The organism is Flavobacterium sp. GNP011 (assembly GCF_056428925.1).
Window position 1 is genome coordinate 199,273 of record NZ_JBWJVJ010000003.1, and the last position, 17,077, is coordinate 216,349.

Annotated in this window: 2 protein-coding genes; both read left to right on the forward strand. The window is 31.3% G+C overall.

The window, feature by feature from the left end; genetic code table 11:
• Nucleotides 1-9: 9 nt before the first annotated feature.
• Nucleotides 10-8,013 carry a hypothetical protein gene (locus AC061E_RS04725; protein ID WP_478285239.1) on the forward strand — a complete coding sequence of 2,668 codons (8,004 nt, stop codon included), beginning with the start codon at nucleotides 10-12 and terminating at the stop codon, nucleotides 8,011-8,013.
• 5 nt (nucleotides 8,014-8,018) lie between these two features.
• On the forward strand, nucleotides 8,019-17,054 hold the full coding sequence (locus AC061E_RS04730) for a DUF4402 domain-containing protein (RefSeq protein WP_478285240.1): 9,036 nt from the start codon (nucleotides 8,019-8,021) through the stop codon (nucleotides 17,052-17,054).
• Nucleotides 17,055-17,077: the final 23 nt, after the last annotated feature.

Here is a 17,077-nt window from a genome sequence, read left to right on the forward strand (position 1 = left end):
CATAATAATATGCCAGATACGCCAACACAAAATAAATATTATCCAGCCCTTTCAGATATCATGAAGGCAGATGACTTACCTGATTTTTTAAGCTTTATAAAAGAAGGTATACAAAACATTTTTAATAAGATTTACTATAAAGATTATCAGGTTTCAAAAAGTACTTCGGGTAGTAGTGCTTTTTATAGTCTAGATGTGGTGAGTAGAACAAAATTAGCTTTTGAACTGCCAGGGACAGGGATAAACTTTGTTTTAAATCCAGATTATGAAGATAATACGATATCTTCATTCCCAATAACGGTTTTCTGGCAATGGGAAATAATGCGTTATGTTAGGTATTTTAACCTTAATGGCTTTTCATTTTCATTAGAAGATTTCTATGATCTGACATTAGAAATTCTGGGTATTAGTGAAGAACAAGCTTTTCAATTAGTTATTGATACTTTCGTTGTTGCATCAGATTCAAATATTTCAAAGTTTGATCAATTAGTTGAAGACATTAACCTATTATATGGCACATCAATAGCAATTGATGCTAACGCTCAAAATAGAATTCAGGAGCTTATTGTTCAGGTTGAACTGATCAACAAAAAAGTATTTCCTACGGTTTTTACATTGTATATTTTGGATAATAATTTAGAAACGGCAAAATCGAAATTAAATACCTTTTTCTCTTCGTTTATTCCTAGCGACATTGAAAGCTACATTAAAAACTTAATTACACCAAAAGCACGTGTAACTTTAGAGTTGTCTGCAGCAATTGAATTCCCAAGAAAAGTATTGGTACCTTGGAATGACGAGGGCACAGCACCACATCCTGATGAAAATATGTTAGCGAGGTTCCAGTTTGCTAATGCTTTATTGTACGCTGATACACAAGCTGGAGTAGGATATAATTTAGAATTTGCGGGTACTTTATATCCTCGTTTTTGCAGTATTGGTAAAACAGGGTTGTTAATTCAAATCGAAAATTTAAAACTTGACCTAAGCAAAAAAACAAATATCCCCGAGGCAGATGCTGATGGACGCCCGAGTGATTTTACGGGAGTATATGCAAGAGCAGTTTCTGTTACTTTGCCATCAAAATGGTTCCATAGTGATAATGAACCGCCTTCAAATACGAGTACAACATTGCGCTTGGGAGCATATGATTTATTGGTCGGAACAGGAGGTATATCGGGCACAATTATGTTGGAAACGGTGTCTGTGAAAACAGATCCATCTCTACCGTTTGAATATTTTAATGATAAGTTTGCATTCAATTATCCAGTTGCCTTATTTGAAAAAAGTACGGATGATGTAGTAGTTGAAAGAGTATTTCAAGATTATGCTAGTTTAAAGACTTATTTACAAACTTTATATACCGCGGGTAAGCAATTTCCGTTTCAATTTCCTTTGAGCTTGACTACAGTAGCAAACTTACCTGCTAATACTGCAAACGGAATTCTTCCATCAAAAAACTATACATTTAATTCATCCAAAGATTACCAATTGTTTTTAGCTAACTTCCAAGGTGTGAATGATGCCTTGTATGTAAAAATTGGGGGAGATAATGGCTTCAAAATAGGTTTCAAAAAATTTGACTTAACTTTTAAGCAAAACAAAGTTGTTGAATCTAATATTAGTGGAATTCTAGAAATTAAAAAATTCACACATGAAGACGGTACTCCGGTAAAAATAGGACTTGATGGTCACATACAAGACAATGGGGATTTCAATTTAACCGCATCTTCATTAAATCAACCTTATGCTTTAAAATTAGGAAATATATTTACCTACCACCTTCGTACAATAGAACTAGGGAAAGAGCTTAAAGGAGATGATGCAGAGTTCTATTTAGGTACTTCAGGTAAATTAGAATTTGGAGATGTGCCTGTCTTGGGTAATCTAGAATCTATTGACATCAACAGACTTAGAATTTATACAGATGGTAGTATCGAATTTGATGGGGGTTCTATTGCTTTGGCAAAACCGTTTGTTTTACCATTAGGACCTGTAGGAATTACTGTAACGGCAATACATTACGGTTCTATTCAAAAAGAAGTGAACGGTGTGATGCGTAAGTTCAATTATTTTGGATTTGATGGTGGTGTGAGTATAGACCCATTAGGAATTGAAGTACGTGGTGACGGTGTTAAATTATACTATTGTGTTGACGATTTACAACCTAAATTGAATGCCTATTTACATATACAAACTTTATATGTTGATTTAACCATACCAGCGAGTACACCAACGGTGATTATTAACGGTTGGTTGTCTATTCCTGAGCCAGGTAAATCACCAGAATATGCTGGAGGAATTAAATTAAAACTGCCTAAAGCAAAACTAGCAGGGGGTGCCGATATGAAATTGGCTCCTAAAGACCCCGCATTTATTATTGATGCCGAGATTGAGTTACCAGTTCCTATTCCATTAGGTAGTTTTGCTATTTATGGATTTAGAGGTTTAATTGGCTACCGATACGTAGCTGAGAAAGAAGCTGTAGGGTTAAAATCAGGAGTGAATACTTGGTATGAATACTATAAGGCACCGCCTATGGGTATTCATGTTAAAAAGTTTAGAAGACCATCTGAAACGGCCAAACATAAAAATCCTATATCAATAGGAGCAGGTGCTACCTTAGGAACTTCGTATGATGATGGGTACACTTTGAGTATAAAAGCGATGATTTTGCTTTCTATTCCATCGTTGTTTATGATCGATGGAAAAGCAAATGTTTTGTCCAAACGGTTGAGTTTAGATAATGCTGGCGATCCTCCATTCTTCGCATTCATTGCATTAGGGGATAATTCGCTCGAATTTGGTTTCGGTGCCGATTATAAACTTCCTAAAACTAATGGTAGCATTTTTAGTTTATATGCAAATGTTGAAGCAGGCTTTTTCTTTAATGATAGTTCTAAATGGTATGTAAATTTTGGAACAAAAGAAAAACCAATTGAAGCTCGAGTGCTTACACTAATTACGCTTAAGAGTTTCCTAATGCTTTCAGCAAAAGGAATTGAAGCTGGAGCAAGAGGAGAATTTATATTTAATAAGTCTTATGGTCCCGTTAAAGTTGCGGCTTGGGCTTATGTGGAAGTGGGTGGAAAAATAAGTTTTGAACGACCACAATTTGGGGCTTACATAGCAGCAGGTGTAGGTGCCGAAATTAATATTAGAATTTTACACCTTTATGTAAGTCTAGATATTTTATTTGGTGCCGAAGCAACTAAACCATTCTTAATTTACGGTAAATTTAGACTTTGTGTTAAAGTTAAAATATTATTCATTAAAATTAAGTTCTGTGGTAATGTTGAAATAGTATGGAATTTTGATAAGACTATTGATAGAACTCCTATAAATCCTATGATTGGAGAGTCAGCATCAGCTAATAAACTCAATGAGACTGTTAAGGGGGTTAACATGCTTACTAATGATACTTTTGATCTGGTTTATCTAGGAGAATCAATACCTAGTGGTTTAGATAGTCGTATTAAGGATACCATAATCCCAATGGACACCTATATCGATATCAAATCGGAAAAAGGATTGTTGCCAGCCGCTATAGGAAATAAAATTGGTGGAGTGAATAATCCTCCAACGAAGTATGTCGATTTGATTCCGCCTCAAGCAACATTAAAAGGAAAAACATTCCGACAGGTAAAGCATCAATATGTAATTGACGACATTCAAATCAAAGCTTGGGATGGTGTTAAATGGGTAGATTATCATCCATATAAAGCATTGTATCCGGATGATAATTCTGGGATATTTAATAATTTAAAAATTGGACAATGGCAAAAAGTAGATGGTCAATACAATACCATCCGACTTTTAGCAACCACACCGTTTTCATATACAGAGCAAGGAGAACCTGGCTGGTTTACGCCAGAGCAGTACGGAATCACTTCGGGAAGTTTATTCTGTGAAGGACAAGAAATTGAAAAGCATTGTGCTAATTTTCTAGATAAACCGCTTGGACATAAATACTTCTGCTACGATAGTAATAATCATTTCTTCTATTCGAATGCTGCTGCTTTTATGTTATTAAATTCGGCTGATGATGAGTATGCTGAAGTTGTAGATCAAACAAATGTTTTTGAATACGATCAGTCGTTGGCTTTTGAAAATTCAAATACCTTGCAAATTATTTTGCCAGCACCTTCATATGAAGTCGAGCTGAAATTGACTAATTCGTATCAGGGTGTTCGAGTGAAATACTATTCGGCAATTATTGATGATTCTAAATTTGAAGTGCAGTTTGGTCACCCAAACAGAAGTTTGTCACTTACACAGAGGATACAGCCTCATATTGAAACATATACTGTGGCAGACTTACAACAACCTATTAAGTTTTCTTTAAAAGAAAAAGTAGGTTGGGATGCCATATCAAGAGTTGAAGTAGAACCTTATTTTTCGGAGGCCACACAATCACAAATAGATTTAATTAGAGATCAAATTGCTCAAATTGAAGCCTATAATTGGGAAGCGATGATGAATGGTGGTGAACCACGATCAACAGAACATCTAGAAGCGCAGTTGAAGGAGTTAACTTCGGGAACTATTGTGTTTAAAGAAACATATAGATATCAAAATGAAAGTGGTTATTATGTTAAGATTGAAAATGGTCAAGAAGCATCGCCATGGTATCCTTCTTGGTTAGAAGATCCAGAAAATTTAAGCCAATTCGATATAAGTTTTGATTATGAAAACAAATTAGTTATTATTCAGAGTCTGGATAAGTTGTTAGATGTAAAGCTTTTAAAGATACAAGGTTATGATGATACATTAATAGGGATATATACTATCAATAAGATTACTGATTATAAAATTGAGGTTGGTATAGATGAATTATTAGTGAAAGGAGGAAGGGATTTTGATTTTGAAATCACTTATCAAAAACAAGGCAACTGCTGTCATGAACAAAAAGAAGTGAGTACTTTCTTTAATTCTTACGTAGCTGGCACACATTATTATAAAGATATACTACAAGCACGGGAGTTTATTTATTCAGTAGGGAGTATAACAATTTCTGAGAAAGGCTCTTTAGATGTCCCAGTTATTAATGGATTAATTACAAAAACTGATTTAAAAGGAAATGTAATATGGAATCAGAGTTATAGCGGATGTCAAGGATTTGATACTATTGTTGAATGTGGAGATAATAATTTTATTTTACTTGTAAATACTCAGTCATTATTATATAAAATTAATGGTGAAGGTAATATAGTATGGAAAAAAGGTTATTTAAAATCATATGGCTCATCAGACTCATCAACTCTAATTAGTTTAATTAACAATGAGTTTTTAATAGTAATTAATAGTACTTTAAATGGAAGTTCTACTCCAAATGAAAATGGAGGAAACATTTTTTATTTTACGACTTTACTTAAAATAAACAGTGAAGGAAAAATTCTTCATAAAAAAAGTATAAATGGAAATTATTTTGTGACAGCTAATAACAACAAAGTTGCTCTACTTAAGGATAATCAATATTATATTTTAGATTTTAATTTTAACTTTATAAGTAGCTCTAAACTAGAATTAAGTAATTCAAATGAATATGATACTTACAATATTGAAAATGCAGTTATAAATAATCATCAACTTTATTTGTGTGGATCCATGAAGAGATTTGATGCTAATCAACATATTGAAGGTAAGGGAGACAGAGGTTTCAATACCTTTATAGCTAAAATAGATATTTCTAATAATTACCCTAAAACTGGCGTCCAAAAAATAAAGGTAATCAGTCCAAAATCATCTTTTGGCATTTCTAAATTAATTGTAAACTCTAAAGCAGTTTATATTCAAAAAACAGATGAAACAGTTATAAAATTTGATTCAGACCTTAATCCAGTTTGGACTAAAAAAATACAAATAGGAACGAAAGGATTGGATGTGAGTAATTCTAACATGTTGAATGTAAATGAGAATAATTTACTTGTCGTTTCAAATTTTATAGCTCATCGCTCTCAATTAAACATATCATACATAGGATTTTTGAATCTTGATATGGACTCCTGTAGAACAGTTACATTGTTTGATAATTATTTTACTGAGGATCAAGTCACCTTTGAAAAGAGTGATGGTATTTATATTGAAGAATCTCAAATTGAGCTTGAAAACCTTAAGATTAGCAAAAAAGAACGACTTACAGTTGCAGTTAATAAACGTGAGTTGTGTCCTAAACCTGTAAATAATACGAAAGATATATGTGTACTTAGAGATACTATTTTAATTGAGTTCGAGCTAGCATATTCTATTACTCAAGGAGATGAAAATTTCTATGAACAATATTATTATCACTATATACAAGGATTGTTAGAAAAACTGAAAGGCTTCTTCTCAGATTCGAACGAGCAAATTAATAGTTATGTAAACAGTATAAAACTTATTCTACCAACATTTAAATATGAAAGCGATCGAGAAAGATTTGTTAATGAGGTAGCTCCTGTTATAGAAGAAATTATAGATTATCTTAATGAATTAGGGCAATGTGAATGTAGTTGTGATGAAACAAATAACAAAACCATTCTACATTCCGTTTGTTGGTTAACGAGAGAAGAATATGAGTATAATGTAAATATTCCTAGTCAAGGCGCCATTAGTCAAGATGCTTTTACAACAGTGGCAGGTATTAATCAATACATTCAGCCTATCTGGCGTCCTGATACAAGTTATTTGGTGCATTTTAAGATGAAAGATATTGTAGATAATAGCCAAGTTACACCATATAGTTTCACTTATGGATTCAGTACGGCAGGTCCTGTGGGATTCTATCATAATCATCCAAAAGCAAATTATGTTAAATTGAACGACTCGGTCGATAAATACCCGCTAACATCATTACGTCAGTATATCGATTACCAACGTTCTTATCCTAATGCTGATGGTAACTTGCTAAGTGCTAAGCCATTGTTTTATGATGATGGTTTAAATACTCGTGTTTCATTGTATTTTTCTAAAGCTTATGCAACGCATTTTTTCCAAGATTGGAAGGAATATAAACCAGGTATAGGGGAAATAAAAGGCCAAATGAAAATCATAATTAAAGATCCAAGAGAGGATGCTTCTGTAACGAACCCACCTTCTTTAGATCAAATTATTGATACTGTTAGTATTCCTCAAACAATTGAAGAATGGACAGAAGACAACAATCCACAAGTGCCGTTTGTGATGAGTCAGTGGATTAATATGTTTTTACATCAAGGCAATTGTATTTTTAGCGATAAGCCAGAAGTAATAGTACCGGCCTCTAAATATTTGAATGTAACGCTTAAAAAACTGAAGCCACAAAAATTATATACAGCAATTGTAAATAATATTTATGATTTGAATAAAGATGGGCTTTTAGGGTCAGCTACAGTTGATCTTGGTAATTTAAAGGTAAATGAGACTCAAGAAGTACACAAGTTTGTTTTTCAAACTTCAAGGTATAAAAACTTTGAAGAACAAGTAAATAGCTATTTCTTAACAGATGGTGAGGGAGAAGAAAGAGTAGCTAGAAATGCTGTTTTTGATATTCAAACGACGCTAACAGATACGCAACTTCAACTGCTTCTGAAAACAGCCAAGCAAGAATCGATTGTGGGAATTTTAAACGACGAACAAACAAAGGCTTTACAGATCAATTATTCACATCGATTTGATAGAATTATTGAAGGGATCTTTAAGCTTACCCCTGTAAATCAGGCTATTTCAACCGAAGTTAATTTGGTTACAAATAGTGCAACAGGTAAAGTAATAGCTGTTTTAGTCAGAAATCCTGAACCGTTCAATAATCCTAAAATGGCTTTAGAAGAAGTGCTAGATACAGTTCAAGTTTTACGAAACGGACAAGTAGATACTGATTTTATCACAGTGCATTCAAAAGACTATTCGCAAGTGTTGCTTGTTTCACAAAATCAAGAGGTGTATGTACCGTTTGATATGCAGTTTAAATATAAAGTATGGGATGGGTCTAAATATCAAGTAACCCTAGACAATACAATAGTAATTGAAAATATTTCTAATAATCAAGAAAATTAAGTAAGATGTCATTTATATATAAATACGATAAAGGGAATTATAATTATACAGGTTCTCTAAAATCTGGCAATTTCATTTATGCGATAGGAAGATTTTCTAATCAAAATTATGTTATTCAAGGAATAATTACAAAGACGGACTTGGCGGGTTCAGTAATTTGGGAAAAAAAATACAGTTCAGAAGATAATAAAAATATTGAATTTAAATCTGTTATAGAATCTGAAAATGGTGATTTATTAATTTCGGGAACAAAACAAATAGCTTCTGGTAGGTATAAAGAATTTATAATTCGTTTTAATAGAAATGGAGATTTTTTATGGAACAAATTTTATACTCCTGTATTTCAGGTTAATTCCAGTTATCATGATTTAAGGACTAAAATTGCTAAGCTTGAAGGAGATAATTATGTGTTGTATTTTAAACATTCTTTTATTGATTTAAATACAAATTATGGAAAAAATCATCATTATATTGTAAAAATTGATGGATCAGGAAATATTATTGGACTTAAAAATATTTCTTCAATAAACGTAGCAACTTTTGAACTAAGTGATGAACTTGAATTAGTTATTTATCGCAGTAAGATTGTTCTTGCCGGTGATACCCAGAATAAAATTATTTTTCTATTATTTGATTTAAATTTAAATTTAGTAAGTAAATTTGGTTTTTCACTCGCAACTAATTTAGGAATATCAAGCTTTTCTCTTAATAGTGTTAACGTTAAGGGTGATAAAATTATTTTTGGAGGTTATTTAGCTAAAAATACTCCTAGAATTGCTTTTATTTCAGAATTTAATCCTAATTACATAAGTAATAATTTATTAGTTAAGACTTTCGAAGGGATTAATTACTTTCAGGTATTCCAAAATTCAGATAATTACTACCTTTCACATGTCATAAATACAAATAACACTCAAATAAGACATATACTTAAAGTTGACAATAATTTTAATCAGATTTGGTATAAATCGATGGATATAGTTGGAGGAACAGCTTTAAGTTATGTTGATGATTCTCATTTGATTTTTAATGGTAATCATATTGGATATTTAAATCTAAATATGGATAGTTGCAAAACTTATGATAAAACTTTATTGCCTCAATTTAGCGAAGTTTTTAATCTTTATGAAAATTTTGCTTACACTTTAATTGATGGAAGTATAAATATAGAAAATAATGTTTTGCTAATTTCGGAAGTAACTTCTTTGGTAACCGAAATATGTCCACCTGTTTTTGAAAATTTAATTATTGACGCCGTTAACGACCAAGCATCATTAACAGTTAACAGTCATACGGGAGCAATAGGATTTTTAAATGTATTAAATAACGATACTTTAAACAATGTTCCAGTAAGTCCATCAACTGTAACAGTCACACCAGTTACTTCGGGACCTTTAAAGATTAATGCAAACGGGACTTTAGATGTAGCACCTAATACACCAGCTGGAACGTATAGTATTTCCTATACGATTTGCGAAATAGCTAATCCAACAAATTGCGACACGGCAACTGTAACCGTAACAGTAGTTGCACCACAAATTATTGCAAATGATGAGTATGTTTATGTAGCAGATGGAAATATTGGAGGAACTAACTTAATAAATGTTTTAAGCAACGATACGATAAATGGAAATTTAGTTAACCTAACCAATGTTTTAATAACGTTAAGTCCTATAGGACCTATAACGATCACCCCTGATGGGAGTTTAAATGTGGCTCCTAATACATCTGAAGGATTTTATTATATAAATTATACTATAGGAGATATAATAAATCCAAATAACTTTGATACCGCAACGGTTACGGTACAAGTGATAGTTCCAGATCCTACTTGTATCGACAAAGTTTCTTTTATAAACAGATATTCAAAACCAGATTTATTTAATTATTTACATGCTAATGAATTTGTAGAAGGTAATTTATCATTTGTATATGCCGTAGGAAAAACAGCTGGTCAAGCTTTGATTACTAAGGTAGATTCTATGGGAGAATTAGTATGGGAAAAGAATTTTTCAACTAGTTTTGATAATAATACGTTAGTTGAGTTTAAAAAAATAATTCAGTTAAATTACAATTATACAAATGGAGAAAGAACCAGATTATCAAGTAACAAGATCATATATGTAGCATACGGAGAGATAGGAACACATCATCAATTAGTGTGTTTTAATTCTAAAGGAGATCAAATTTGGTCAAGAGCATATAACTGGTTTGATAAAAATTCAAAAGTATTTTTAGTTGCCAGTCATGATAAACAGTCCTTTTATTTAATTGAAACCGATAAGAATCAACTTGATACTTCAGGACATCCTTTTGTGGGACAGTTTGATTTAAATGGAGAATTAATAAATGGAAAATCGGTAAATATTACCAATAAACATTTTATCGTTTCTGATGTGACAATTCATGCCTCAGGTATTGTACTCTCTGGACGATGTACAAATAGTCTAGGTGGTGATTCTCAAGGGTTGATTGTTGAATTGAACCAACAATTAGAATTAAAAACTACTTTAGAATCAGCCAATACAAATTTAGCTTTTCATAATGCAATTGCAGTAGGTAAAGGTAAATACTTAGTTTCAGGTTATAATACCAAGAATGCTCAAGTTTTTGTTGGGCAATTTCAAGAAGGAAGCTGTAAAATGGTAAATATTACGGGTTCAAAAGGGAATGGAACACAAATTAGACTAAATAATGAAGGCTTTTATCTTCTTTTAAATACTGAAAAGAATCATTCAATTCACAAATTAGATTGGAATTTTAAGTTTTATTGGAGTAAACAATTTGCAGTTCAAGGGCAACTAACAGCGCTTAGAGATTTTAGTTTTAATATTGTAACAGAAAGATTTATAACTAGTCCATATACTGTTGTTGGAGGTTCTACAATTGTATATTTAAATAAGAATATTGAGAGTTGTTCAACAGTTATTCAAGCATCACCTCCAACAACGCAAAAAGAGATTACTCTCCAAAAGAATAGTGTTGTTTTAGTAGATAATAAGCCGGTTACATATGATAATTGGACAGAAATTAGAGTAGTAGAGTCTCAAATAAATACAATTTGTCCAACTAAAATTGATGTTCAGTGTGTTGAGGTTTGTTCTTTTGTGAATAAATATCCCAAACCAGATTTATTCAATTATCTATATTCTAAAGAATTTTTTGAAGATGATAGCTCCTTTATTTACTCTGTAGGAAAAACTGAAGGGAAAGGCCTAGTTACAAAATTGAAACCAAATGGGGATATACTTTGGGAAAAAACATATACCATTTCAACTACATCTAGTCCGTTAAAAATCAATAAAATTGTCGGGTTGAGCGGAGTCTTGGGAAGTATAGAAAAAATATCTACTGGTTTAGAAAAAATCTATGTTTTGCTTGCTAAATCTGAATTAGGGGAGCATTTTTTAATAGGTATTGATGCATCAGGAAATCCATATTGGAGTAAAAAAATAATTACAGGAGATGATGATTGCTTAATTCACATAGAAAGTAATCCTCAATCATTAGTAGCCAGTATTGTTATTTCAGATGTAAATGAAATAGATACAAACTCATACCCTCTTTATATTCAAATTGATAGTTATGGAAATGCGATCAAATCAATAAGATTAAATACAAATTTAGAGAAAGCTTTTTTAGTTAATAACATTTCAATTTCTAATGAAGGAAATACAATTGTCTCTGGAAGAACATTCGATATAAAAACGGGTGATTCTAATGGGGCTGTTGTAGTTATTGATAAGAATCATATCATCAAAAAAGCATTTAAAATAAGTTCGCCAAAAGTTTCTATTCACGATGCGGTTCAACTAGCTACAGGAGATTACGTAGTTTCGGGTTATGATATAATGAAGAACTCGCTTTTTGTTTCAAAATTTAAAGAAAAAGGAGAACAATTACGAGTCTTATTAAACGACACAAAAAATTTAAATTCAAAATTAGAACTTAATAATGAGGGTGTTTACTTAATCACTAATAATGAGTATAAAGGGGAGGTTCATAAACTTGATGAATATCTTAATTTTTATTGGAGAAAAACCTTTGTCCTAAGTAAAGAGGATAATGGGTTAAGAGATTTGACTTTTAATTCGATAACTGAGCATGCTTTACTAAATCTTTTTAATCAAAAAGAAGGTTCTATAATAGCCTATTTAAACAAAGATTTAGAGAGTTGTTTAACAGAAAAACTTAGGATTAAGTATTTTAATGAAACTAAATACCTTGTTGAATTATTAGTTGTAAATGTAAAAAAGGAGAATTTAAATATTCAAATAGTTGCAAATGCATCAAAAGAGATAACTTCAAATAAAGTTGAACTTTGTGAATGTAAATGCAGCGACGGAGGTGAAGAGGAATTAGAGATAACAGAATCTGTAAAAATCCAATCACCTCATATATATCTTCAGGCTGTTGGTTCAACTGGAACTGACAGTACAAGAGGTTATCATTTAAGATGGGCGCTCAAAGGTGCTATTGAAAAGCATATTCCAAAAGGAGATTATGGAATACAAAATAATCTTTTCAATAAACCAGATGATTACGTTAAAATTTATAAAGTTCCTTATGTTAAAATCGAAATGGTTTTAGATTTTAATCAAAGCCCAAGTTTAGTTTTTGATGATAAAAAATTGTGGATTTATAATATTAATGGTAAAAATTTTAATGTTTGGTTTAAGAATTCCATCAAATACAGTTCGGTAAGAACAACAATTAACCCATTAGAAACACCAATCTTATTTATTCAAAATTATGGTTCTGAATTAATTGAAATAGCTTGTCATGAAGAATTAGCTTTTGCCATTACAACTAACTTTAATAAAACTAATCCAGCGGGTAATGTAAAACTTGAATTACTTTCTGTTGAAGAAAATAGACCATCTGCCGAAAGAAATGTTTCTTTTAGAAAAATTTTATCGAGCAGTGAATGTAATGATCAGTTCATAGCAGAAAATACTAAAACTATTCGATTTCTTTCCACTTTAGGAACAATTAACACCATAAGTTTTGAGTTTTATTCTTCCTTTATTAATGAAAATGTTGGTGGTGAAAACACCTTATATATAGGTAAATATGCTCTTACCAAAGATTCACAAAAAGCATTTAAACAATTAGAACCTGAAGTAAATACGGTTCACGGAAAATGGCTTAGATATAACGATCAAGCTTTTGTAAATATTGAGAATTATAAGGAAAAATGGAATGGGACGACTATCGTATCTTCTGAAGAAACAATTCTAAAAACAGTCGAAAAATATCTAGAATTAAGTAATGACCCTCAAAATCCGTTAGCAAATGAAACTATAACTTTTAACGATTCATTGGATCAAGAAAATTATGAGCCAGCTGATGATTATAACCCAAACGAAAATGCAACTTATGAAATTTCTAATTTCAATTTATTGCAAATTGGGGCTTTAGATTTTCACGTGGCAAGAATGATAGGGTTGGGTACTATAGACTTAAAAGCGGATTCATTTAGTCAAAAATACATTTACATTGCTGAGTATTATACAGCATGTGATTTAGGTGATGGTAGAGGTGAAACAACAACTCAACATTTATATTGTAGTTTACCTACATCAATAGAAGATGAAAGATTGCCGTTACCTATACAACTCAAAGAACCTGTTTTTGGTATTACCTATGAGCAAGATACTGAAGCTCCAAAATTATTGACAGATGCTGAAGGGTATTCACAAGATGGTAGAGCGCGTTTTATTAGTTTATTCCACGAAGAGCTGCCTCAAGAAATCACTGAAGATTCATTTTTTAATTCAAGTAGACAATTTGATTCCTCGATGTTTACAGAACCAGTTTATGCTGGAATAGAACATACAATTAAAAACAATGGAGTGCCTACTGCTTGGGATAAACCTGAACTACCGTTCGATGCAAGATTTAAAAACATAGATAATTCAATACCAGTTGATAAAAACTTTGAAACTATCTCAATTTTAATTCCTGAACCACAAAATCCTTTGTTTATTCACCGTCAAAAACAAGATGGAAAACATCATTATTGTTCTTATGGTATTAACTGGTTTAGTAGAGCAAATCCAAGCGCGATAATTAAGCATGTTAATACTAAATTTAAGGTAATAAACTCATTGTTGCCGCCTAACAATATTAATGCTTTGTTGGTTAGAAAAGAGTCACCTTTAATGCTTACAACAGCATTAGAGCAAGAAAAACTTGATGATATAACTAATGCAGATAAAACTTTAGTAAGATTGTTATTTGACTATAACCATACACAAGAATTGAAAAGTTATCACAAAGAGATAGACGGGAATCTTGTAAATGGATATGTTGAGGTTAATGATACAGAGGAACTTTTTGCCGATGAGATTGAAATTTTCTTTAGACATTTTGTGCCAAATTCAATTTCTGGGAATGTTTACCAAGTACTTGATGATCCTTCAAATGAACTATTAGCTATTGTTAAAACTTCGCCATACACGCTTATTAGCGCAGGAGCAAATAACAACCAAATTCTTCCAAGTTTTGCTAATGATCCTCAAAATTATGTGGGAAGTATAATGCTTATTAAGGACAAAGAGTACATTATTCAAGAATCCTACCTAGGCTCAAATAATTATCCAGAGTTTAAAGTCTTTAAACATAAAGATGAAGAGGTTGAATCTCCACAAGAAAATGAAATTTTCTTAATTGTCGAGAATATGCAAAATCTTCCTGCTTGGAATACTCTAAATCCTATGAGTTTTAGAATGGCTATTGATTCTCAAATGGATGACGTCCATCGAGAAGAAATTAAAATTGTATCTCAAGACGGACAATCTATTGAGACTCACTTGCAAAAATTTAGAGGAGTATACAAACAAGCAAAAATTGAGAAATTTAATGAGCAAGTTGAGGTTTACGAAGATGAAAATGATGAGAACCCAACAATTGAGATTAAGCATCTTGGTATTTATAAAATTATTTTCGAAAATCATAACCTATTACCACACCAACAGTTTAATTTAAATGGAAATTCTGTTGAATGGTACAATGGAGTAGTAAGATTGCATACTCACGAAGGTGTTGATTTATCAAGACGAGAATATAAAGTAATAAGAACAGAAAACATTGGAGTTTCAGGACAAGATTTAATATTATATATTTTTGATCCTAATTTTGATGTTGAAAATCCTGATCAGATAAAACCAAGCTCTATTGAAATAGGAGAGCAATTAATAAACTATTATCCTGGATATAAAGTTTATTTGTATGCCAATCAGCCGATTGGTTTAACCAGCCAAAATACGTTGCCTTCTCCAGAAGAAGATGAGCATTATTCAGTATTTGGTTTACGAAGTCATTCTCAAGATCCTAATTTAGCTTCAAAAATTTCTGTGCCTTGTTTAATGTTTGCTCAAAACTTGAGAGAACCTAAACAACCAGAAAAACCTATTGGAGGTTTGTATGCTACTCGACCAGATTTTTATGGTAAATCAACATATACTTTTACAGTAAGTTTTCCAGAAAAGCCTTATTCTGTTCAGTTTAATAGAACAAGTGATATTCAAATTTTATCCTTATTGTATGCTGATGCTACTGTAAGTGATTTACAGAAAAATATTTTTAAAGAAGGTAAAGATCAATTTTATTCAAATAGATGGGAAAATTTATTAGGATTTAATTATCAGGCTACTAATGGTTTGTTTAAAGAGTATGAATTAGATGGAAATAATGTTAGGTTGCCACTGCCTAATAGAGATGAATTTATTAAGGCCATAAATAGCTTCATTAAAGAGCACAATAAATATTACAATAATTTACCCTCTCAAGTAGCCGAAATTACAAGTGTAAATAATTTACATCAGGAAGTAATTCCTGAAGTAACAGGTCGAAATTTAAAATTAGAAGTAGTTGATTTTGTGAAAGATCTTATTCATAATTGTTTTGTTCCTCTAACAGAAATTCCTGCTATCTTCAAGTACATAAAAAAAGAAGATGATGGGTATTATCCATTACCTAGAAAACAAGTAATCAGAGATAGAAATGGTAATTTGTTAAAACCAGAAGATCCTGATTTTGATATGGCGCCAATGATGACGGTTAAGAAAGCTCAAGTGGGGGGTGCTCCTAATGAAATTTTATTTACTGATTTCGGACTTGATGGAGCATCAAATGCAAAATATTTTTACGTAGCAAGAGAGTTTAATTTACAAATGCAAAAAGGAGATTATAGTGAAATAATAGGGCCAATTAATTTGGTAAATGCAGCTCCCCCAACAGCTCCAGAGATTGTAAAAGTAGTCCCAATTCTAGAAAATAGAATTTTAGATATTAAGCCTAAAATTCAATTTGAAATTAACTCTTACATAGAAAGTCAGAAAGTGTCAAAAGTAGTTGTCTATCGTGCGTTTAATGGTGCAGATGCTCTTTCGATAAGATCCATGAAAGAAGTTATAACTATTGATTTATCAGATTCTCTTGCAGAAGAAAGATGGATGTTTTATGATAAATTTGAAGATTTAGGATTTATACCTTATGGAGATCCTTTATTTTATCGAATTGTTGTTTTGAGAAAAATTGAATATATGGATATAAATGGACAAGTAGTGATTGATTATGCACCTTCAGAAGCGTCTAAACTTGTCATAACTAATATAATGGAAAATTATTCGCCAGAAGCTCCAATACTCAAATATTATTCTGATCCAATGAGTAATCAAAATGGGGAATTAAATTATGTAGTTTTAAATTGTTCAAAAACAGCATACAAAGGCAAATATTATTTGTATAAAATGAATAAAGATGGAAATTGGTTCAAAATCCATGAAATTGAAACTAATGATGAACAAATTTATTTTTCTTTATTCGAGTCAGATTTGAAATCTTATATGTTGGATACTAAAAATCAAGAAGGAGAAACAATATATCATCATTTTAAAGTAGTTGTTGAAAATACAGCTGGTATGTTAAGCCTAAAAGAGAATATATTAACCATACCTAATTTAGATAGTTGGATTGATATTGCTGGTATTGATGATATGATAATCCAAGGTACACTTATTGTTCGACCTGATTAATTAGTATTATTTAAAAGATAAAA

Excerpts from the sequence above, each read along its gene's own strand:
- AC061E_RS04725 (WP_478285239.1), top strand. The coding sequence starts at position 10 with ATGCCAGATACGCCAACACAAAATAAATATTATCCAGCCCTTTCAGAT.
- AC061E_RS04730 (WP_478285240.1), top strand. The coding sequence starts at position 8,019 with ATGTCATTTATATATAAATACGATAAAGGGAATTATAATTATACAGGT.